At 64.3% G+C, this 19,965-nt stretch carries 28 protein-coding genes and 1 tRNA gene; 19 read left to right on the top strand and 10 right to left on the bottom strand.

Annotated elements, in window-relative coordinates; translation table 11 throughout:
• Window positions 1–230 precede the first annotated feature (230 nt).
• The 9 genes from glf to aroF all read right to left on the bottom strand — a co-directional run bounded on the left by glf (window position 231) and on the right by aroF (window position 9,964).
• Window positions 231–1,355, bottom strand: a complete 1,125-nt coding sequence (gene glf / locus AAAX35_RS04895; protein WP_349116922.1) for a UDP-galactopyranose mutase — start codon at window positions 1,353–1,355, stop codon at window positions 231–233.
• A 78-nt stretch (window positions 1,356–1,433) separates the two neighbouring features.
• Entirely contained in the window at window positions 1,434–1,871 is a 438-nt protein-coding gene (gene aroQ, locus AAAX35_RS04890) for a type II 3-dehydroquinate dehydratase (protein ID WP_349116921.1), read from the bottom strand.
• 64 nt (window positions 1,872–1,935) lie between these two features.
• The gene (locus tag AAAX35_RS04885; RefSeq protein ID WP_349116920.1) at window positions 1,936–3,186 is read right to left on the bottom strand and encodes a shikimate kinase; all 1,251 of its coding nucleotides are present in this window, start codon (window positions 3,184–3,186) and stop codon (window positions 1,936–1,938) included.
• Entirely contained in the window at window positions 3,187–4,332 is a 1,146-nt protein-coding gene (gene pheA, locus AAAX35_RS04880; protein ID WP_349116919.1) for a prephenate dehydratase, read from the bottom strand. It lies immediately after the preceding gene.
• Window positions 4,333–4,468: 136 nt separating this feature from the next.
• Window positions 4,469–5,566: a chorismate synthase gene (aroC, locus tag AAAX35_RS04875; RefSeq protein WP_349116918.1), complete on the bottom strand. Its 1,098-nt coding sequence runs from the start codon at window positions 5,564–5,566 to the stop codon at window positions 4,469–4,471.
• Between the two features lies 1 nt (window position 5,567).
• The gene (gene aroA / locus AAAX35_RS04870) at window positions 5,568–6,887 is read right to left on the bottom strand and encodes a 3-phosphoshikimate 1-carboxyvinyltransferase (protein ID WP_349116916.1); all 1,320 of its coding nucleotides are present in this window, start codon (window positions 6,885–6,887) and stop codon (window positions 5,568–5,570) included.
• The gene (gene aroB / locus AAAX35_RS04865; RefSeq protein ID WP_349116915.1) at window positions 6,881–7,987 is read right to left on the bottom strand and encodes a 3-dehydroquinate synthase; all 1,107 of its coding nucleotides are present in this window, start codon (window positions 7,985–7,987) and stop codon (window positions 6,881–6,883) included. The genes aroA and aroB overlap by 7 nt, the downstream gene beginning before the upstream one ends.
• 36 nt (window positions 7,988–8,023) lie before the next feature.
• Window positions 8,024–8,938, bottom strand: coding sequence for a prephenate dehydrogenase/arogenate dehydrogenase family protein (locus AAAX35_RS04860; protein WP_117583253.1), 915 nt, complete (start codon window positions 8,936–8,938; stop codon window positions 8,024–8,026).
• Between the two features lie 3 nt (window positions 8,939–8,941).
• Window positions 8,942–9,964 carry a 3-deoxy-7-phosphoheptulonate synthase gene (gene aroF / locus AAAX35_RS04855; protein ID WP_022094767.1) on the bottom strand — a complete coding sequence of 341 codons (1,023 nt, stop codon included), beginning with the start codon at window positions 9,962–9,964 and terminating at the stop codon, window positions 8,942–8,944.
• 204 nt (window positions 9,965–10,168) lie between these two features.
• On the opposite strand from aroF, the gene AAAX35_RS04850 reads away from it, so the two are divergent.
• Window positions 10,169–10,245 (top strand) — tRNA-Arg (locus AAAX35_RS04850).
• A gap of 1,930 nt (window positions 10,246–12,175) precedes the next feature.
• Here AAAX35_RS04850 and AAAX35_RS04845 read toward each other — a convergent pair.
• Complete coding sequence (locus AAAX35_RS04845; protein WP_118205812.1) at window positions 12,176–12,397, bottom strand: helix-turn-helix transcriptional regulator; 222 nt, start codon at window positions 12,395–12,397, stop codon at window positions 12,176–12,178.
• 138 nt (window positions 12,398–12,535) lie between these two features.
• Here AAAX35_RS04845 and AAAX35_RS04840 point away from each other — a divergent pair, with 138 nt between their 5' ends.
• The 18 genes from AAAX35_RS04840 to AAAX35_RS04755 all read left to right on the top strand — a co-directional run bounded on the left by AAAX35_RS04840 (window position 12,536) and on the right by AAAX35_RS04755 (window position 19,962).
• Complete coding sequence (locus tag AAAX35_RS04840; RefSeq protein ID WP_118205811.1) at window positions 12,536–12,739, top strand: helix-turn-helix transcriptional regulator; 204 nt, start codon at window positions 12,536–12,538, stop codon at window positions 12,737–12,739.
• Between the two features lie 75 nt (window positions 12,740–12,814).
• Window positions 12,815–13,198 carry a hypothetical protein gene (locus AAAX35_RS04835; RefSeq protein WP_226802965.1) on the top strand — a complete coding sequence of 128 codons (384 nt, stop codon included), beginning with the start codon at window positions 12,815–12,817 and terminating at the stop codon, window positions 13,196–13,198.
• A gap of 56 nt (window positions 13,199–13,254) precedes the next feature.
• The gene (locus AAAX35_RS04830) at window positions 13,255–13,536 is read left to right on the top strand and encodes a hypothetical protein (protein ID WP_349116913.1); all 282 of its coding nucleotides are present in this window, start codon (window positions 13,255–13,257) and stop codon (window positions 13,534–13,536) included.
• On the top strand, window positions 13,529–13,867 hold the full coding sequence (locus AAAX35_RS04825; protein WP_349116912.1) for a hypothetical protein: 339 nt from the start codon (window positions 13,529–13,531) through the stop codon (window positions 13,865–13,867). The genes AAAX35_RS04830 and AAAX35_RS04825 overlap by 8 nt, the downstream gene beginning before the upstream one ends.
• On the top strand, window positions 13,860–14,228 hold the full coding sequence (locus tag AAAX35_RS04820; protein WP_349116911.1) for a hypothetical protein: 369 nt from the start codon (window positions 13,860–13,862) through the stop codon (window positions 14,226–14,228). Before AAAX35_RS04825 ends, AAAX35_RS04820 begins: the two co-directional genes overlap by 8 nt.
• Window positions 14,229–14,230: 2 nt before the next feature.
• Window positions 14,231–14,443 carry a hypothetical protein gene (locus tag AAAX35_RS04815; protein WP_161160804.1) on the top strand — a complete coding sequence of 71 codons (213 nt, stop codon included), beginning with the start codon at window positions 14,231–14,233 and terminating at the stop codon, window positions 14,441–14,443.
• Complete coding sequence (locus AAAX35_RS04810) at window positions 14,443–14,664, top strand: hypothetical protein (protein ID WP_349116910.1); 222 nt, start codon at window positions 14,443–14,445, stop codon at window positions 14,662–14,664. The genes AAAX35_RS04815 and AAAX35_RS04810 overlap by 1 nt, the downstream gene beginning before the upstream one ends.
• Complete coding sequence (locus AAAX35_RS04805) at window positions 14,664–15,557, top strand: DUF1351 domain-containing protein (protein WP_349116909.1); 894 nt, start codon at window positions 14,664–14,666, stop codon at window positions 15,555–15,557. The genes AAAX35_RS04810 and AAAX35_RS04805 overlap by 1 nt, the downstream gene beginning before the upstream one ends.
• Window positions 15,558–15,572: 15 nt before the next feature.
• Window positions 15,573–16,115: an ERF family protein gene (locus tag AAAX35_RS04800; RefSeq protein WP_349116908.1), complete on the top strand. Its 543-nt coding sequence runs from the start codon at window positions 15,573–15,575 to the stop codon at window positions 16,113–16,115.
• Window positions 16,116–16,118: 3 nt separating this feature from the next.
• Window positions 16,119–16,466, top strand: a complete 348-nt coding sequence (locus tag AAAX35_RS04795) for a hypothetical protein (RefSeq protein ID WP_349116907.1) — start codon at window positions 16,119–16,121, stop codon at window positions 16,464–16,466.
• Complete coding sequence (gene ssb, locus AAAX35_RS04790; RefSeq protein ID WP_349116906.1) at window positions 16,463–17,041, top strand: single-stranded DNA-binding protein; 579 nt, start codon at window positions 16,463–16,465, stop codon at window positions 17,039–17,041. Before AAAX35_RS04795 ends, ssb begins: the two co-directional genes overlap by 4 nt.
• A 109-nt stretch (window positions 17,042–17,150) precedes the next feature.
• Entirely contained in the window at window positions 17,151–18,020 is an 870-nt protein-coding gene (locus AAAX35_RS04785; protein WP_349116905.1) for a DUF6291 domain-containing protein, read from the top strand.
• Window positions 18,017–18,469: a hypothetical protein gene (locus AAAX35_RS04780; protein ID WP_349116904.1), complete on the top strand. Its 453-nt coding sequence runs from the start codon at window positions 18,017–18,019 to the stop codon at window positions 18,467–18,469. Before AAAX35_RS04785 ends, AAAX35_RS04780 begins: the two co-directional genes overlap by 4 nt.
• Window positions 18,466–18,921, top strand: a complete 456-nt coding sequence (locus AAAX35_RS04775) for a hypothetical protein (protein WP_349116903.1) — start codon at window positions 18,466–18,468, stop codon at window positions 18,919–18,921. Before AAAX35_RS04780 ends, AAAX35_RS04775 begins: the two co-directional genes overlap by 4 nt.
• On the top strand, window positions 18,914–19,324 hold the full coding sequence (locus AAAX35_RS04770) for a YkgJ family cysteine cluster protein (RefSeq protein ID WP_271738011.1): 411 nt from the start codon (window positions 18,914–18,916) through the stop codon (window positions 19,322–19,324). Before AAAX35_RS04775 ends, AAAX35_RS04770 begins: the two co-directional genes overlap by 8 nt.
• On the top strand, window positions 19,317–19,541 hold the full coding sequence (locus AAAX35_RS04765; RefSeq protein WP_161160813.1) for a hypothetical protein: 225 nt from the start codon (window positions 19,317–19,319) through the stop codon (window positions 19,539–19,541). The genes AAAX35_RS04770 and AAAX35_RS04765 overlap by 8 nt, the downstream gene beginning before the upstream one ends.
• On the top strand, window positions 19,538–19,756 hold the full coding sequence (locus AAAX35_RS04760) for a hypothetical protein (RefSeq protein ID WP_217107447.1): 219 nt from the start codon (window positions 19,538–19,540) through the stop codon (window positions 19,754–19,756). Before AAAX35_RS04765 ends, AAAX35_RS04760 begins: the two co-directional genes overlap by 4 nt.
• The gene (locus AAAX35_RS04755; RefSeq protein WP_217107448.1) at window positions 19,756–19,962 is read left to right on the top strand and encodes a helix-turn-helix domain-containing protein; all 207 of its coding nucleotides are present in this window, start codon (window positions 19,756–19,758) and stop codon (window positions 19,960–19,962) included. Before AAAX35_RS04760 ends, AAAX35_RS04755 begins: the two co-directional genes overlap by 1 nt.
• Window positions 19,963–19,965 lie beyond the last annotated feature (3 nt).

The raw sequence follows: 19,965 nt of genomic DNA, 5'->3' as shown, positions 1-19,965 counted from the left end.
GCTTCCGCGGGAAGCGAAAGGGCAATCGCGGCAGATTTATACCCGTGCCCGAGCTCGAAGAGCCCTATGGCCGCCTTCCTGGCCTCGGCATCATGCTTCACCCTCAAATCAACGCGCATAAAGAAAGCCTCCCATTTCTCATGTCCAAGAAATGGGAGGCAGTTCACATCGCTGCACCGGGCTTATTGCTTCTTGCGAATTTGGTTGTCGGTCTCGAGTCGTTGAGCTCCCTACGCCTCCGTCGGCTCCACACCAAGCTCGTTGCGGACGAGCTCGAAGGCGGCGGCGATGGCCTTGTCCATGTCGAAGTACTTGTAGCCGCCCAGGCGACCGGCAAAGATCACGTCGCCCTCCTGCGCCGCCAGCTCCTCGTACTGCTTGTAGAGGGCCTCGTTCTTGGAGTCATTGATGGGGTAGTAGGGCTCGTCGCCGGGCTTCCAGTCCGCGGGGTACTCGCGCGTGATGACGGTTTTCTCCTGCGTGCCGAACTCAAAGTGCTTGTGCTCGATGATGCGCGTGTAGGGGATCTCGCGCTCGGTGTAGTTGACCACGGCCACGCCCTGGTGGTCCTGCTCGTCGAGCGTCTCGGTCTCAAAGCGCAGGCTGCGGTACTCGAGTGTGCCCAGCTTAAAGTCGTAGAACGAGTCGATGGGGCCGCAGTAGATCGTCCTGGCGGCGATATCGGGCTCGGCGGCGGCCAGCTCCTTGTACTCCACGCCGCAGCGCACCTCGACGCCCTCGAGCATGTTGGCGACCATCTTGGTGTAGCCGCCCATGGGGATGCCCTGGTAGCGGTCGTTGAAGTAGTTGTTATCGTAGGTGAAGCGGCAGGGGAGGCGCTTTATGATGCTCGCGGGCAGGTCCTTGCAGTCGCGGCCCCACTGCTTCTCGGTGTAGCCCTTCACGAGCGTCTCGAAGATGTCGCGGCCGACGAGCGACAGCGCCTGTTCCTCGAGGTTTGTCGGCTCTCCGATGTTCTCGGCGGCCACCTGCTCGGCAATCTTGGCCTTGGCATCTGCCGGCGTGACGACGCCCGGCCACATCTTGGCGAAGGTGTTCATGTTGAAGGGCATGTTGTACATGTTGCCGTGGAAGTTGGCTACCGGCGAGTTGACGTAGTTGTTGAACTCGGCGAAGCGGTTGACGTAGCCCCAGACGTCCTTCATGGAGGTGTGGAAGATGTGCGCGCCGTAGCGGTGGACTTGGATGCCCTCGACGTCCTCGGTGTAGACGTTGCCGGCGATGTGGTCGCGGCGGTCGATGACCAGGACCGACTTGCCGGCGCGCTTGGCGGCATTGGCGAAGACGGCGCCCGAAAGGCCGGCACCGACGACGAGGTAATCGTACTGGGACATGGATATGCTCCTTTGTATGTCGATTGGACAGTTACTTTAGTTTAGGGACAAACATATCTGATGTCTTTGTCCCAGGGATTAGTGTAGCAGATGCTCTTTCAACAGCTCTAGCGCGTGTGCGTAGCCCTTCAGGCCCTCGCCGGTGATGGTGGCGAAGCAGGCTAGGCGTGCATAGCTCACCTGGCGGAAGTCCTCGCGGGTCTCGACGGCGCTGATGTGGACCTCGACGGTAGGGATGGCGACGGCCTTGAGTGCGTCGAGGATCGCCACGCTCGTGTGCGTGTAGGCCGCCGGGTTGATGACGATGCCGTCGACCTTGCCGTAGGCCTCCTGGATCTTGTCGACGATGCTGCCCTCGTGGTTAGACTGGAAGACCTCGACCTCGTCGAAGCCCTGTGCGGCGCCTGCCTCCTGGCAGATCTGCACTAAGCGGTCGTAGTTGTCGCTGCCGTAGATGCCTGGCTCGCGAATGCCGAGCATGTTGAGGTTGGGGCCGTTAATGACGAGTGCTTTCATGGTTGCTTCCTTTGCGGTTGAAAAACCACCGCAAAGGAGCCTGTCCCCTTTGTGGTGGTTTTGGTTAGAGAGCGGGTGGGAGGGTGTCGAGGAGGGCATGGGCGGTGTTGGCGGCGCAGTCGCGTGAGTCGATGATGTAGTCGGCCCAGGCGCGGTAGCGCGGCATACGCTGCTCGGCCAGCTTGTCGATGCCGTCGCGCGCGGTGATGGGGCGGCCCTTGTGGGCGAGCTCGTCGAGCTTGCGGTTGAGCATCACGATCTGGCTGTTTTGGTGCAGCAGAGGGTAGTTCTCGTCGCGCGTAACCACGCCGCCGCCGGTGGAGAGCACCAAGCCGCTGCGCTTGGAGATGTTGGCCAGCGCTGCCGTCTCCTGCTCACGGAAGGCCGCCTCGCCGCACTTGACGATAAAGTCGGCGCAGGGCATGCCCAGGCGCTCCTCGAGGGCGCGATCGAGGTCGATGTGCTCGCGACCCGTGAGCAGGGCGATCTGCTCGCCCACGCGGGTCTTGCCCGAACCCGGCATGCCGATCAGGGCAATGTTTTGCTCGCGGCGGGACAGACGCTCCGTTACGTTCAAGATGCGCTTGCGCGGGGTGACTTGGCCGGTATAGCGCTCAACGGCCTGTGCCGCCTGTGCCACAAGCATGAGCAGACCACCGATACGGGGGATGCCGCGACGCTCGGCCTCGAGCATGAGTCCCGTGCGAGCGGGGTTGTAGACAATGTCGATGACGCCCTCGAGCGCATCGAGTCCTTCGAGCTTGCAGGGAGCGTCGGGGCAGTGGGGGAACATGCCGGCGGGCGTGCAGTTGACGAGCAGCGCCGCGTCGGACTGCTGCGCGATGTTTTCGTAGTTGACCTCGCTCGTGCGGCCCACGGGCACGACGATGGCGCCCAGGTCTCCCAGCACCATACTTGCCGTGGTGCCGGCGCCACCAGTGGCTCCGAGCACGAGAGCCTTCTTGCCGGCGACCTCAACCCCCAGCTCCTCGACAAGGCACTGAAAACCGAAGTAGTCAGTATTATCGCCGCGCAGGCGGCCGTCGGGCAGGCGCGTGATGGTATTGACGTTGCCCATGCGCTCGGCGAGCGGGCTCAGCTCGTCCAGATACTCCATGACGGCGCGCTTGTAGGGGATGGTCACGTTGGTGCCCTCCCACTCGTCGCCCGTCATAAAGGCCGCGAGGTCCTCAGGCTCGCGCTCAAAACGCACGTACTCAACCCCCGCGAGCTCTTTGTAGATGGTCGGGGTGTAGCTGTGGCCCAGCACGCGGCCCAACACTCCGTAGGGGCGGGTTGCGGCGGTATCGGTCATCTAGAGCACCTCCGTGTAGCTGCCAAAGTAGGTGAAGCTCTCGCACATGTCGTCGATAGAATCGAGCAGGTCGTCGAGGGCCTTGCTGCCAAAGGGGCAGTCCAGATCAAAGTAGAACATAAATTCAAAGTCGCGGCCGGGGATGGGGCGGCTCTCGAGCTTGATGAGGTTGATATTGAGCGCGTAGAAGCGCTCGAGTACGCGATAGAGTGCGCCCGGCTCGTTGGCCGTGGTAATCATGAGCGAGGTGCGGTTGGCGCCGGGGTAGACGCGCGGCTCGCGGCTGATGACGACAAAGCGCGTGTAGTTGTTGTCCGAGTCTTGGATATTGGGCTCCAACACCTCGAGGCCATACAGCGTGGCACAGCTGCGCGATGCGATGGCGGCAACATCGGTGCGTTCGGAGTTGGCGACCATCTCAGCCGACATGGCCGTGTTGGGGTACTTGGTGGCGCGCAGGCCGTGGTTCTCGATAAAGCCGGCGCACTGGGCAATGGCTTGGCCGTGGCTGTAGACCTCGCACACGTCGGCGAGCTTGGTGCCGGGCTTGACGAGCAAGTTGTGGTCGATTTTGAGTCGCAGCGAGCGCACGATGTGGAAATCGAACTGGGCGAGCAGGTCGTAGACGGCGTTGACCGATCCGGCAGTTGAGTTCTCGATGGGCAGCACGCCAAACTCGCAGAACCCGTCGCGCACGGCTCGCATGACGCCCTCAAAGGTCTCAAAGAACGCAATATCGGGCACGTCGAAGAGCTTGCACGCGGCTATCTGGCTATAGGCACCTTCCACGCCCTGGCAGGCAACGGTGGCAGTTTGAGGGAAGGGCGTGTCGGAGGCTGCAGCCGTGGCGTGGGCCTTTTGCGAGACGGTGATGCCCTTGAGCTCGTTGATGTAGCGCTGCTGCTCGGCCTTGCTCATGCTCATGAGGAGGCGGAACAGGGTGATGGTTTGGGCCTCGTAGCGCTCGGGCGCGCGACTGGCGAGGTTGTTGAGTTTGGAGCGCTCGCGGGCGGGGTCGAAGACGGCCTTGCCCATCTCGATCTTTGATTTGGCGACCTCGGTGGCAATGTCCATACGCTCGACAAAGCTGTTGAGGAGCGTGGTGTCGATGCCATCGATGGCCTGGCGGATGTCAGCAAGGTCCATAGGGACCCCTTTCACGTGTCGGTGATTTTTCTGGGACGGGGATTAAAAAATCATTAGGTACACAATGATTTTTTAATCCCCGTCCCAGAAAAATCACTGGGTGGGCGTGGGGGCCGGAGTTGGCCCCCAGAGATTTTTAGAGCTGGGCGGCGTCCTCGAGGAGGGCGTCCCAGATGGCGAGCGCCGCGGCTGCTTCGGCTACGGGGACGGCTCGGGGGACGATGCAGGGATCGTGACGACCGTGGACCGAGAGCTCGGCATTTTCCATGGCGTCCATGTCTACGGTCTGCTGCTCGCGGCCAATCGAGGGCGTCGGCTTTACGGCCATGCGCCACATGACGGGCGCGCCGGTGGAGATGCCGCCCAGGATGCCGCCGGCGTTGTTGGATTCAACCTCGATCTCGCCCGACTCTGCATCGATGCGATACGGGTCGTTGTTCTCGCTGCCGCGCATGGCGGCCACGGCAAAGCCCATGCCAAACTCCACGCCCTTTACGGCGGGAATGCCAAACGCGATTTGCGCGATGCGGTTCTCGATGCCGTCGAACATGGGGTCGCCGATGCCCGCGGGAAGCCCGTAAATGCCGCACTCGACGATGCCGCCGACGCTGTCGAGTTCATCGCGCGCGGCCAGAATCTCCTCGCGCATGCGACCGGCAGCGGCGGCGTCAATGCAGGGCAGGTCGTTCATAAGGATCGCCTTGCGGTCGGTCTCGCGATAGACCATGTCGTCCATGGGTAGGTCGGAGATGCCGCCGATCTGCGCGACGTGCGCCATGACCTGAATACCGCGGGCCTCGAGTGCCTGCAGCGCAATGCCGCCGGCGATGCATAAGGGGGCCGTTAGGCGGCCGGAGAAATGCCCGCCACCAGCGACATCGTGCATGTTGTGGTACTTCACGCGCGCAGGGAAGTCCGCATGTCCGGGACGGGGCTTGCGGCGCAGCTCGGAGTAATCCTTGGAGCGCGTGTTGGTGTTCTCGATAATCGCGGCGATGGGCGCGCCGGTGGTATGTCCATCGACAATACCGGCGATGATGTGAGCGGCGTCGGCCTCGCGGCGTTTGGTCGCGGTCTCGTCGCGGCCGGGGGCGCGACGGTCCAAAAAGGCCTGCAGCTGCTCCTGGTCAATGGCAATACCGGCGGGAATGCCATCGAGTGAGCAGCCGATAGCAGGGGAGTGCGACTGGCCGAAAATGCTCAGATGTAAAACGTTGCCAAAGGTTGAGGACATGCTATTCCTCCTCGAGCGTGACCTTGCCGCCCAGCAGGCGGTAGTGGTCGAAGAAATCGGGATAGGACTTGTTGACGGCCTCGGCGCCGTGGATCACGACCTCGCCGGTGGCGCGGCTCGCGGCGATGGCGGCCATCATGGCGATGCGGTGGTCGTTGTGCGAATCGACCTCGCCGCCGGTAAGGGCATCGACGCCCTTGATGATGAGGTCGTCACCGGCGATGCGCACCTGTGCGCCCAGCGCGGTGAGCTCGCGGGTGGTGGTGACCAGACGGTCAGATTCCTTGATGCGCAGGCGCGCACAGTCACGGATGAACGTGCGGCCCTGTGCCAGCGAGGCCACGGCCGAGATAACGGGCACCAGGTCGGGAATGTCGTGGGCACTCATCTCAAAGCCGGCAAGCTTGTCGGACTGCACGGTGGCGGCGTTGGTGGAGCGCACGATGCGGGCGCCAAAGCGCGAAAGCGCGGCAAGCACGTTGCGGTCGCCCTGCGCGGAGCTCAGGGACACACCTTCGACGGTGATGGGGTCGGTGCCGATGGCGCCGGCACACAGCCAAAAGGCAGCGTTGGACCAGTCGCCCTCGACGGCCACGTTGCCGGGCGTGCGATACGAGCCACTGCTCACGCGGAAGTTCGTGACCTCGGGCTGGCCGTCCCTGGCGGGAATACGCTCGACGTTGACCTCGACGCCAAAGGCCTTCATGGCCTGGATGGTCAGGTTAATGTAGGGGCGGCTCTCGATGAGGCCGGTCACCTGCACACAGGAGGGCTGGGCGAGTAACGGGGCTGCCAGCAGCAGGCCCGAGATGTACTGGGAGCTCACGTTGCCCGGCAGCACAAAGGTGCCCGGGCGCATGCGTCCGCTCGTCTTGAGCGGAAAACCGCCCAGGCCCTGCAGGTCGCAGCCGGCGGCGATAATCTCGTCCGAGAGCGGGGACAGCGGGCGGGCGCCTAAGCGTCCCTGACCCACAAAAGTTGCTTCTGCGCCCAGCGCGCAGGCGACGGGCAACATAAAGCGCAGCGTGGAGCCACTCTCGCCGCAGTCGAGCGTGCCGCCGGCAAGTGCTTTGAGCAGGCCAAACTCAATACTCTTCATAGTGGGGTGGACCTGGAAGCCGTCCTCGACGGTCTCGATGCGAGCGCCCAGGGCCGTAAGGCAACGCACCGTGGCCTCGATGTCGGCGCAGGTGGTGTTGCAGGTGACGTGTGTCTCGCCGTTGGCAAGTGCAGCGCAGATGATCAGGCGATGCGCCATCGACTTGGACGCGATGGCAGGAACGGTGCCCTTAAGCGGGGACGGGGTGATGCGGGCTAGCATGCGGATGCGTCTCCCTTCTGGCCGAGGCCCTCGGCAATGAGTTCGTGGAAAGTGGAAAGCGGCGTGCGGTCGATGCTGCAGCGGCCAATGCCGTGCGGAATCACCAGGTCGATGGTGTCGCCCGCGCGCTTCTTGTCGTGGAGCGCCTCGGCAAAGACGGCATCGGCGGAAAGCTCGCAGCGGGTCTTGAGGCCGTGGCGGGCGCAGAGCTCCTCAATACGACCGGGCAGTGCGGCATCGCAGACGCCGTGCAGGGCTGCGGCGCGCGTGATGATGCCCATGCCGATCGACACGCAGTTGCCGTGCCCGAGCTCAAAGTGCTCGCAGGCCTCGACGGCGTGTCCGGCGCTGTGTCCAAAGTTGAGCAGCTTGCGTTGGTTGGTCTCGCGCTCGTCGGCAACGACCACGGCGCGCTTGATGTCGATGTTGCGGGCGATGATGAGTGCTACGCGGGCCACATCGCGGTTGAGCAGCTCCAGCGTGAGCGGGGTCTTCTCCAGCTCGGCGAAAAGCTCCGGGTCGGCGATCACGGCGTGCTTGACGACCTCGCCGCAGCCGTCGGCGAACTGCTCGGGCGTGAGGGTGGCCAGGCACCCCACGTCGGCGATAACCACGCTCGGCTGCCAAAAGGCGCCGGCCAAGTTCTTGCCAGCAGCCAGGTCGATGGCCGTCTTGCCGCCCACCGACGAATCAACCATGGCGAGCAGGCTCGTCGGGATCTGCACAAACTTGCAGCCGCGCATGTAGGTGGCGGCCACAAAGCCCGCCACGTCGCCCACGACGCCGCCGCCGAGTGCCACGATCACGTCGGAGCGCGAAAGCTCGTGCTCGGCCACAAACTCCAAAATGGCAACATAGGTTTCGGCGCGCTTATGGGCCTCGCCGGCCTCGAAGGTGCAGATGCTCGCCTCGTAGCCTGACGCCTCCAGGCTCTGCTTAACGGGCATCTGGTAGAGCGGGCCCACGTTGGTGTCCGTCACGATGACGGCCTTGGTGCCGCCGGCAGTGGCGCGAACGAGCGGTCCCGCCTGCTCCAGCAAAAACGTGCCAACATGCACTTGGTAGGGGTGTGCAGTGTCGATATCGATGGTAATCGCCATAAGCTTCGGTCCTTTCGACCTGGCGTGATAGGTGGTCTAGTGGGAGGCCTCGTCGTCGAGCGCGCGCTTGATGCGGTCGCCCTCGGCAAGGAGATTCTCCAGATAGCGCTGGTCGCGGTCCTTAAGGGCGCGGCTGTAGGCGCCGAGCGATTCGATAAGATGGTCGATCTCGAAGGCGAGCGCATCGGCGTCGTCGATCATAAGCTCGGACCACATCTGAGGATTGAGGTGCGCCACACGGGTGAGATCGCGGTAGCTTCCGGCCGAAAAGCCGTGGTGGACCTGGGCGGTGGGGCTCTTGACGTAGGCGTTGGATACCACGTGCGCAAGCTGGCTCGTGAAGGCGATGACGCGGTCGTGTTCGGCGGCGCTGGTCACGCTGAACTTGCCAAAGCCCAAGGGGCGCACCATCTCGCGCACCTGGCCCAAAAGCTCCAGCTTGAGCGCATCGTCCACCGCGGGCGGTACGAGCACCAGCGGGGCGCCCTGGAACAGGTCGGCACGGGAGTGAGCGTAGCCCGAGTACTGCGTGCCCGCCATGGGGTGCGCACCCACAAAGTAAAAGCCGTGCTCGCGGGCAAGCTCAAAGGCGCGCTCGCACACGATGCCCTTGACGCCCACCGTGTCGATCACCACGGGACCCATGATGGCCTCGGTGTCGGTGGCGTCGGCGAGGGCCTGGGCATGCGCCTCGAGCCACTCGATGCAGGCCTCGGGGTAGCAGGCAAGGACGATGATGTCGCATTCGCCGAGTGTCTCGTCGTTGAGCTCTCCGGCGACAGTGCCCATGCTGGCGGCCGTCATGACATCATCATCGGGGTCCCAGGCCAGCACGCGGACGCCCGCCTGCGCATAGCCGCGGGCAAAGCTACCGCCGATGAGGCCAAGGCCGACGATACCGGCGCACTTGGGGCCGCCCTGGTTAACGCGCGCGTTTCTCACCGTACCCATGGGCTACTCCATGGTCTCTTGGCAGACAACCTCGCGGATGGCTCGGATGCGGCGCATGGTGTCGTCGAACTGATCGGGGGTGAGGGCCTGGGCGCCGTCGGACCAGGCACGGCTCGGCTCGTCGTGGACCTCGATCTCCAGGCCGTTGGCACCGCAGGCGGTCGCGGCGAGTGCCATGGGTTCTACGTAGCGGGTGTAGCCGGTGGCGTGGCTGGGGTCGGCAACGACAGGCAGGTGCGACAAGTGGTGCAGCACCGGCACGGCGTTGAGGTCGAAGGTGTTGCGGGTGCGGGTCTCGAAGGTGCGGATGCCGCGCTCGCACAGGATGACGTTGTCGTTGCCCTCGCTCATGATGTACTCGGCGGCCATAAGCAGCTCATCGATCGTGCCGGACATGCCGCGCTTGAGCAGGATCGGGGTCTGGGTCTTGCCGACCTCCTTGAGCAGGGGGAAGTTCTGGGCGTTGCGGGCGCCGATCTGCATGACGTCAATCTTCTTGTCCAAGAAGACCTGCACGTCGCGCGGGTCCATGATCTCGGTGACGATCGGCATGTCGAGCTCGGCAGACGCCTCGCACAGCAGGTCGAGGCCGGCGGGGCCCATGCCCTGGTAGGCGTAGGGGGAGGTGCGGGGCTTGTAGGCGCCACCGCGCAGCATCGTGGCGCCGGCGGCCTTCACGCGGCGTGCGATGCGGATGAGGTTCTCGCCCTCGACGGAGCAGGGGCCGGCGATGACCTGGAACTGGTCGCCGCCGATCTTGACGCCATGGCCGCAGTCGATGACGGAGTCCTCGGGGTGGAACTTGCGGTTGGCGCGCTTGAACGGCTCGGAGACGCGCTGCACGCGCTCGACGACATCCATGGACTCGAGCAGGAACGGGTCGATCTTGGTCGTATCGCCCACCAGGCCGATGATCGTCTCGTTCTCGCCGCGCGAGACATCGGTCTTCAGGCCCTTTTTCTCAATCCAGCTGACGATATGGCTGACGGCCTCGTCGCTGGCGCTCTGCTTTAAAATTGCAATCATGGTGTGCCTCTCACCTAGATGGATAACCCTTGCAAAAACGGCCCGCATCGCGAGCCGTGTATATATGGTGCATGAGAGTTTATACTATCTGACTCGCTTTTGCCTTCTAAAGTGGGCCGTTGCACCGCGTCTTCCTCGGAATTGCAAAGCTTTTTCTTTTATTTTGATAGCCCGTGGCGCACTTGGGTATAATGCCAAACGTTGGCCCTATTAGCTCAGGGGATTAGAGCGTCTGCCTCCGGAGCAGAAGGCCGTTGGTTCGAATCCAACATGGGGCACCATTCCAATTTTGCTCGAACCCGCTGGATGTCCAATCTGGCGGGTTCGCCCTTTTTGTCGTAGTTCAGCGTGACCAGTATCTCGTCCTCCGAGACGACAGCCTGCCACACAAACGCCTTCAGCAGCGTCGCGTCGTCGAGCGCCGTCCCGCACTGCAGGAAGTCGGCGAAGCGCTGCGGGTCTATCCGCTCGTCCGTGATGGCCTCGAGGTCGTACCTCGCGCGCGCCTGCTGCTCTTCCAGCTCGGCTATGCGCTCGTTCACGCCCGGCGCTATCACGCCCTGCTCGATGGCGTTGAGGATGTTCCTCAGGCCCCTCTCCGCGGCCCTGAGCGAGTCCTCGGCCTGCCTGCGGCGAGCCCGCACCTCGGCCGTGTCCGCGCGCTCCGCTACCATGTTGGCTATCTGCAGCGCCTCGCCGCGGTCGCCGAGCAGCCCGCGCAGCGCCGAGGCTATGGAGCCCTCGAGCTCCTCGCGCCTGATGTTGCGGACGCACGACCCCGGGCAGCTGTAGTACTCGTACTTCACGTTGTTGCGGCCCCTGCCGCTCACGCCCTGCAGGTTCCTGCCGCATTCCGCGCACAGTGCCGTCCCCGCGAGGGCGAAGTCGCCCCAGTTCTCGCTCGAGCGCTGCTTGCGGCACTTGATTCCCTGGACCTCCATGAACGTCACCTCGTCCACTATCGCCGGCATCCCGCCCTCGCGGACGATGCCTCCCCACTCGTACCTTCCCGTGTACCTGCGGTCGCGCAGCATCTGCTGCACCATCGCCTGGCCGCATGGGTTGCCCTTGCGCGTCCTGAGACCGCGCCGAGCGAACTCGCGCGCTATCGCGTTCATGGACATGCGCTCAAGCCTCAGCGCGAAGGCCTCGCGCACCCACGCCGCCTGCGCCTCGTCGACCTCGTACTCGTCGTCCTCGTTCCTGCGGTATCCGAAGATGCGCACGCCGTTGGTCTTGCACTTGAGGGCATTGCCCTCCATTCCGCGCTTGGTCCTGATGGCGGTCTTCCTCGACTCGCAGGCGGCGAGCCCCTCGAGCAGCTTCTCGTAGATGATGCCCTCCGGGCTGTCCGGTATCGCCTCGAGTGCCGAGACCAGCTTGACGCCGTGCGTGGCGAGCTCGCGCTTGTATATCGGCGCGTCGTACTCGCCGCGGCTGAAGCGGTCCATCATGTAGACGAGGACGATCTCGCTCTCGCCGGCGTTGGCTATCATCCGCTGGAACTCGGGGCGGTCGTCGGTGCGCCCCGACACGGCGCGGTCGCAGTACTCCGCCGCGACCTCGTAGCCCTCGCGTGCGCACCACTCGCGGCAGACGCGCAGCTGGTCCTCGATCGAGGCCTCGCGCTGCCTGTTGCACGAGAATCTCGCGTATATCACTGCCTTCTTTGGCATAATGTAGAAGCCCCCTCAAGTTGTGAGTTTGCAAAGATGCTTGGGCGGTTGGATGCCCCGTCGGCTATAGCGGTACCAGCGCTGCCGACGGGGCTCTTTTTATATATATGCGCCATAAGGTGCGACGCAAATGCTGTAACTGTCGCTAATGGTGAAGCCGCGTGCGTAATCGCGGCACGGTGGCATAGAGAAAGCCCGGTATGTCCGATTGAACATGAAGTCGTGCTCCTCCATTTTCTTCGCGCTTATAGTGCCAAGCAAGGTACCGTCCTCGCCTAGTATTACGGCGGCTCCATCCTCAACTTCCCAATGCGGTGGCATGTTCTTCTTCGTTTGCCGCTTAAGTTTGACCGAAAACGGTACGAATGGCTGGTGAGTGGACAATGCGTATTCAAATGCCGTATAGCTGTGGGTGTATAGGCAATCACTCGCTAGCGCCCAGAGGGCGAACGGCACGTCCATTGGCGGCTGTCCAGCTCCCTGCTGAGCCTTTGCCGCCGTTTTGCTCATTGACTTTTTAAAAAGTCCCATAAAGCTATTCACCGTCCTCGTATGATTCCGCGCGCTCGAGTAGCTCGTCGACCGTGATACCCATCGCGTGCGCGATCTTGTAAACAATGCTTGCCTTGGGATCTTTTATCTTCCCACTGAAAATCTGGGAGACGTGGGCGTCGGATAACCCCGAAGCCCTGCAAACGTCGGCCTGCTTCATGCCGCGCTCGCCAAGATAGTCAATCAATGCGCGTGAGAGCTGCATTTGTAGCTCCTCTCCATCTAAAGACTGTACGAATAAATCCTAACAGAAATTAGGAAAACTTCAACATTCTATTGATTCCTAATGTGCATTAGGTTACTGTATCCAATGTACCTAATGCAGATTAGGAAGGAGGTACGGATGAACAGCCTTCAAGGACTGGTGGCGGCCCGAGTTGCGGAGCTGAACATTACTAAGCAGAGTCTTGCCGACGCTGTCGGGGTATCGCTCGTCACTTTCAACAAGAAGGTATGCGGCGAGTCTGACATCACCATCACAGAGGCACGAAAGCTCGCAAAGGCTATCGAGGTGAGCAGTGATGAAGTCTGCCGACTCGCGCCCTAGCGAAAGTAAGCCCAAGACCCCGCGCGAGATAGCGCTCGACACCATGTGCTCGACGCTTCGGGCGGCGTACCGGGAATGGGAGAGGAAGGAGGGGAGCAAGAGACAGTGAGGCAATGGTCGACACGTGAGATCCGGTACCTGAAGGAACACGCCGGCGACGGCGCCAAGGAGATAGCCAAGGCGCTCGGACGGACTACCGAGGCCGTGAAGCTCCAGGCGAGGAAGTGCGGCATATCGCTCCGGCAGCGCTGGATGTGCCCGAAGTGCGGGCGCATGACGTTCAAGCCGCTGAATAAGGCGAACGGCTGGTGCGCGGAGTGCACGAAGGAGGGCCACGTGGCAGACCTCAGGGAGCAGGCCAGCGCGATGCGCGAGGAGGCTGCGAGGTCCAAGCGGAACGACCGCGAGCGGCAGAGGTGCTACAGCGCCAAGAGCCGCGCGAAAAAGTCCCAAAAATAAAGACCCTAAAAAGCACCCTAGCCCTGACCTGCGGAAACATCAGAAGGGAACACAAGATGTACACATACAAAGAAGCGAGCGCCCCCAGCTACCAACTTGTGAGCACTCGCCGAAACAGCCCCAGACATGAGGCTCAGACCATCATAGCACCCAAGCCATACCGACCGACCGTCCGCGAGCAGCTCGACTCCGATGCGTTCAGGGCGGGGGCCATGGTCGGCTTCATCGCCGCCGCGGTCCTGTTCGCGGCGGTCCTGACCGTCTTCGTCCTCCCGACGATGGACGGCGCGGTCCAGGCTGCCAAGGCCGCATGCGCTGCGGGGGCCGTCAATGCGTAACGACGAGAGATACCGCCAGAAGCCGATGAGCAACCAGCTCGAGATATTCGGCCTCGGCGCGGACGGCGAGCAGGACATGGCGGACGCGCGCGCATGGATAGGCGAGCACCCGCGGGCGTGGGACTTCATGGTCGAGCAGGCCACCCGCCTCAACCGCAAGGGCCACGTCTCGATCAACTACCTCATCCACATGGTGCGCAACGAGCTGCACGTCGGTGTGAAGAACGGCCTCGCGCCGAGCCTCGCCCGCATCATGGAGGCGCGCTACCCGCACCTGAGGCACGCATTCAACAAGCACCGCTCCAAGAGCGACGGTTTCGTCGATGAGTAGGAGCAGGAAGACCGCCAAGGACGCGGGCACGAGGTTCGAGCGCCTGGTCGCCGACTACCTCGCCGGGAGGCTCGGGGCCGACATCGACAGGCAGGTCAAGACCGGCTCGAGGGACACGGGCGACATCCGCGGCGTGTCGATGGCCGGGCGAGGCATCGCAATCGAGTGCAAGGACTACGCGGGGAAGCACGAGCTGCCCAAGTGGCTGCGCGAGGCGGAGACCGAGCGGAGGAACCGCGGGGCCGACTACGGCGTGGTCGTCTGGAAGCGCCGCGGCACCGCCATCCCCGGCGAGCAGTTCGTGACCATGACGTTGGAGACGTTCGCGGCGATGCTCGCGGGCGCAGGCAGGGAGGAATAGCAATGGAGAGCACAAACATACCGGTGGAGATCGAGGCCAAGTTCAAGCAGGCCACCGTGAAGGGCGGCGTCGCCGTCCTGCAGTTCGAGGTCGACACGGAGGACAGCGCGGCGTTCGACGCCATCCGCAAGAGCGGCGAGGAGGTCTGGCTGTCCATCCAGAGCAAGCAGCCCCAGATCCTGTTCGTGAGCCACGACGGGGAGGTGACCGAGTGATGGCGGACTACAAGGGGATGCTCGCCGAGCTGGCCGAGCTCGCCACGGAGGAGCAGGTGATGTTCACGGTCTCGGTCATAACGAAGTCCGATGAGGCGTTCGACAAGTTCGTGGACGCGCGCGAGAGGCTGTCCAAGTGGATCGTCGAGCACGCCGCCGTCATCAACGAGGCGATAACCGAGAAGAAGTACAACGACATGCTCAACGAGGAGGTCAGGTAATGGCAGGGGAGAGCAAGGCCGAGGAGGTCGTGGCGGAGGTCGTCGAGGAGCAGGAGTCGTCGTCGCTCATCGTGACCTACGCGCCCTCGTCAATCGAGGCGAACTTCGACGCCCTCGAGAAGCGCGTGCGCAAGACCGTCGAGCTCTATGAGGGCGCGACCTACGACCTCACCAAGGCCGACAAGATCAAGGAGGCCAAGAACGACCGCTCCTACCTCAACGGGCTCAAGTCCGAGATAGAGGAGCGCCGAAAGGCCGTGAAGCGCGAGTACAACAAGCCGCTCGCCGCCTTCGAGAAGCGCTGCAAGGAGATCACGTCCATCATCGACGGCGCGTCGGACGGCATCAAGGCGCAGCTCGACGAGGCGGAGGAGAGGCGCAAGGCGGGCGCGAGGGCCGCACTCGAGGCCCACTACAGGGAGTTCGCCGAACTCCTCGCGCCGGTCGTGCCCTACGAGCGCCTGCACGACGACAAGTGGCTCAACAAGTCCTTCGGCGAGGTCAAGGCGAAGAAGGCCCTCGAGGAGAAGGTCTCCGCCGTCGCGCGCGACTGGGACACGCTCAAGGCGCAGCGCGACTCCATGGCCCACTACGAGGTCGCCGAGCGAGAGCTGTTCCGCACGCTCGACCTTGGCTCGGCGCTCAACGCCGCCCGCGCCGCCGACGAGGAGGACGCCCGCATCGCCGCCATGCGCGAGGCGGTCGAGTCCAAGCCCGCGCCGCGCCCCGCGACGAGGCGCCAGGCGGAACCCGCCGTCGCGGCGCGCCCCGAGCCGTCCTGCGCGTGGACGGTCGAGATCCCGTCCGCTACCCGCTTGCAGATGGAGCAGCTCGCCACGGCGCTGCGCGAGCGCGGAATCACCGGCACCATCAGGTGCAAGGGGGTGTGCTAGATGGCCGACGAGAAGGTGACGCTCTCCCAGGCGATAGCCAAGGTTCAGCGCTCCGTGACCGTCCCCAAGGCTCGCTACAACGCCTTCGCGAAGTTCAGCTACCGCTCGTTCGAGGACATCGTCGCCGCGCTCAAGGAGCCCTGCAAGGAAGCGGGCGTGGTCTTCACGCTCAGCGACAACATCTGCAAGGTGGGCGACCGCTACTACGTCGAGGCGACGTGCACGCTGTTCTTCGAGGACGGGCACGGCGAGAAGAAGGAGTTCAAGGCCTACGCCCGCGAGGCGGAGCACAAGAGCGGCTCCGATGACGCGCAGGTGACCGGCATGGCGTCGAGCTACGCGCGCAAGTACGCGCTGTGCGGCCTGTTCGCCATCGACGGGCAGAGCGACCCGGACGCGCTGTCGGACAGGCCCAAGAAGGAACCGCCCGAGAGCGGCGGCTTCACGGCGAAGTGCAAGGCCTGCGGCACGGCCTACACCTTCGAGTCGAAAGAGCAGTACGAGGAGTTCAAGAAGCATCCCGGCTGCTGCGCCACCCCGACGTGGCGCGTCCTGTAGGCCATGCAGGACATGTACGCGCAGCGCGAGGAGCTGTTCGAGCGCCTCATGGCGGAGCTGGACACGCTCAGGCGGACCGGCCAGCAGTACGCCGAGAACGAGGCGGACTACCGCAAGGCGCTGCGCATCGCCATCCTCGAGGAGCGCTCCAAGGGCACGCCGGTGACCATCATCGGCGACCTGTGCCGGGGGCGCGAGGAGATAGCCGAGAAGAAGCAGCTGCGCGACTGCGCCGAAGCCCTCTACAAGGCATCGAGCGAGGCGATCATGGCGCTGAAGCTGCGAATCAGGACAGTGGACGCCGACATCCAGAGGACATGGACGAGCGGCGGAGAGGAGACATACAGATGAGCATCAACAGAGTGGTCGTGTCGGGCAATTTGACCCGAGACCCCGAGCTGCGCGCCACGCCGGGCGGCACGCAGGTGCTGGGCTTCGGCGTCGCGGTCAACGACCGCCGCCGCAACCAGCAGACGGGGGAGTGGGAGGACTACCCGAACTTCATCGACTGCACCATGTTCGGCAACCGCGCCGAGGCGCTCTCGCGCATCCTGCGCAAGGGCATGAAGGTCGCCATCGAGGGGAAGCTGCGCTACAGCTCCTGGGAGGACAAGAACGGTGGCGGCAGGCGCTCGAAGGTCGAGATCATCCCCGACGAGGTCGTCCTCATGAGCCAGAACCCCAACGGCCAGCAGGCCCCGCAGCAGTACGCGCCGCAGGGATACCAGCAGCAGGCGTACCCGCCCCGACAGGCGCCGCAGCCCGCGCCGCAGGCGTACGCCCCGCATCCGGCGCCCCAGCAGCCCGCGCCGCAGTGGAACGCCCAGCAGGCCTACCAGCAGGCCCCGCAGGCGGCGCCGCAGCCGGCACCGCAGCAGCCCGCCCAGCAGCAGCTGGACGTGTACGACGAGGACATCCCGTTCTGATGGGGCGCTTGCTCGACACCATCCGCGACCACTGGGAGGCGGTCCTGTTCGCCGCCTCCTTCTCCGCGGGTTTCCTGTTCTTCTCTTCGCTTCTTTGGGGGTGGTTCTGATGGCAAGCAAGTTCACGTGGTTCCCGAAGCTCACCGCCGCCCTCGAGCGCGTGCCGGATGGGCCGCGCGGGGAGCTGTGCTGGGCCATCATCCAGTACGGCACCAACGGCGTCGAGCCGGAGTTCGCCGACTGGGCGCTTTCCGCCGTGTTCGAGAGCCTGCGAGAGGACATCGACAACAGTCTCGCCGCCCGCAACAAGAACAAGGGCGGCAGACCGCGCAAGGACTCCAAGGGCGAAACGGGGGTTTCGGAGGATACGGAAACCTCGGAAACGGGGGTTTCGGAAAACGGAAACGGGGGTTTCGGGGTTTCGGAAACTACCGAAACGGGGGTTTCGGAACCTGAAAACCCCTCCTTATATACCAATCCATACCAGTCCATACCAAGCCAGGCCATCCCAGTGCAGGGCAGTGCGGACGCGTGCGCAGCGCCCGAGGGCTTCGAGCCGCCGACCGCCGAGGAGGTCGCCGCGTACTTCGGGGCCAACTGCCTGAACGGCGACCCGCAGGCTTTCTTCGACTTCTACGCGTCGCAGGGCTGGCGCAAGTCCAACGGCATGCCGATCTCGGACTGGCAGCCGCAGGCCCGGCAGTGGCACCGCCGCCAGCGCGAGCTCGACGCCGAGGCCCGCAGCCGCGGCAAGCCCACCGCCTCGGAGGTCGAGGCCGCCACGTTCAGGCCCACGAGGACGCCCGAGGAGGCGCTGGCCGAGCAGGAGCGCCGGTGGGCGTCCGAGCACCCGGGCATCGACCCGGCGAAGGTCGAGGCCCCGCGGGGCACGACCGCTAGCAGGGACCGGTTCGGGCTGTACCAGGACGCTCAGAGACTGCTGGCCGCACGCGCCGCGTGCGAGGGGAGGCCCCGATGACGGTCGACGCGGGAGTCCTCAGGGGCTGGTCCAAGGAGCGCGCCGAGCTGTACGGCAAGCCCCACCTCGGGGCGAGGTACACGCACGGCGCGGCATACGAGCCGACGCAGGCCCGGTGCGCTGTGTGCGGCCGGCGAGCCTGCAACTGCCACCACGTCGCGAGGCGCTCGTGGGGGAAGACGTTCAGGCTCGTCACGCCAAACGGGGTGTGGGAGCTGCGCAGCCCGCTGTTCGCCCTGTGCGGCTCCGGCACGACCGGGTGCCACGGGAAGTTCCACGACGGCGGACTGCACGCCGAGTGGGTATGGCGCACCGGGGCGGCCGAGGAGGCATGGTGGTCCGGCACGCTGCTCAGGGAGTACCCGCCGCACAGCCCCGACCTCTACATGTTCGGCTACTGGGCCATCACCGACCGATACGGCAACGAGATCATCCGAGAGGTGAAATGACGATGGAGATCACCAACTGCGAGCAGTACGTGCTCGCCGAGCTCGACTACGAGCAGCGCCGCAACGAGCGCCTCGTGGCCGAGAACAACAAGCTGGCCAAGCAGCTCGACGCCATGACAAAGATGGCGAACGGCTACAGACAGATCATCAGCCGGCCCAAGACGCCCGTCGAGGCGCTCGGGGACAGGGTCATGCGCGAGGAGATGCTGACCCGCTTCACATACGCCGAGGTCACGGACGTCAAGAGCGCGTTCAGCGGAAGGCTGCTCGACTTCGACGAATGGTGCCACGATGCGATGCGATATGTGGCGCTGGCGGACGACGTCGGCGAGGAGGAGTTCACCCGGTTCATGCGCCGGGACCTCAAGAAGATCTACGACAAGAAGGTGGCCAAGCGTGCCGAGAAGAGGCCGCCGTGCCCGACAGGAGCGGCAGGGCGGGCCGATGAATGACGAGAAGGCCATCGCCGCGGCCATCCACGCCGGGCTCCAGAGCGACGACGTGACCGACCTGTACTCGGGCGACTGCAGGGGCTGCGGCGAGTGCTGCTCGCGCTTCCTGCCCGTGAGCCCGTTCGACCGGGTGCGCCTCGAGCTGTACGTGCGCCGGAACGGGATCGAGCCCGCCGAGCCCAGGGCGGAGTACGACCTGCTGTGCCCTTACCTCACGGACGGGCGCGAGTGCGCGGTCTACGCCGCGAGGCCCGAGATCTGCCGCGCCTACCGGTGCGACAGGCACAAGAGGGGCGAGCTCGGAATGTTCTTCGGCGCGGAGTGCGCCGAGGTGACCGACATGCGCGAGCTCGCGGAATCAATGGCCAGCGACGTCTACAGGAAGGAGCAGGGGAATGGCTAGGAACGTCTACGGCGGCTACTGCCGCGAGTGCGGCAGGTGGACGCCTCCCGGGTTCGGGCACTTCGAGCGCTACCGCGGCGGCTGGCGCGTCCACTGCGTCGAGTGCGCGAGCGGGCGGAAGCTGCCGCCCGAGGGAGACCAGGCGGCGCAGGACATGCGGCGCCACGTAAGGAACATGGTGAACGACGGAAGGTACGGGAAGAGGGGATACAGATGACGGGGAACGAGAGGCCGGACATCTATGCGGACGGACTCCGGGAGGAGCGCTGTGAGAACTGTCTGCACTGCTGCGCGACGGTGCTGCGCACCGTCCACGGCGTGGAGCGCACCGAGTACGAGTGCGGGCGGCGCCCGGAGTTCGTGCACCGCACGCAGGGGCTCGCCAGGTGCAACTACTGGACCGACGCGAGCTACGAGACCGGGGAGGACTAATGGCAATTATCGAAATGCCCAAGGGCGTGACCCCATCCACGATCCCCGAGTATGCAACGCCCAACGAATGGGCCGAGGCTTTCAACGTGAGCCTGAGGACCGTCTACAGGATGTGCAAGGACGGGGAGCTAATGACCGTGAGGACGCCCGGCAGCATCCGCATCTGCCGCGACATGTCCTTTGTACTGCTGGGGCTAGATAGGTGATGG

It is taken from the genome of Collinsella sp. CLA-ER-H11 (assembly GCF_040092445.1).
Taxonomy (GTDB): Bacteria; Actinomycetota; Coriobacteriia; order Coriobacteriales; family Coriobacteriaceae; genus Collinsella.
Note: the sequence above shows the minus strand (reverse complement) of the source record. Positions and strands in the feature narration are given on the sequence as shown.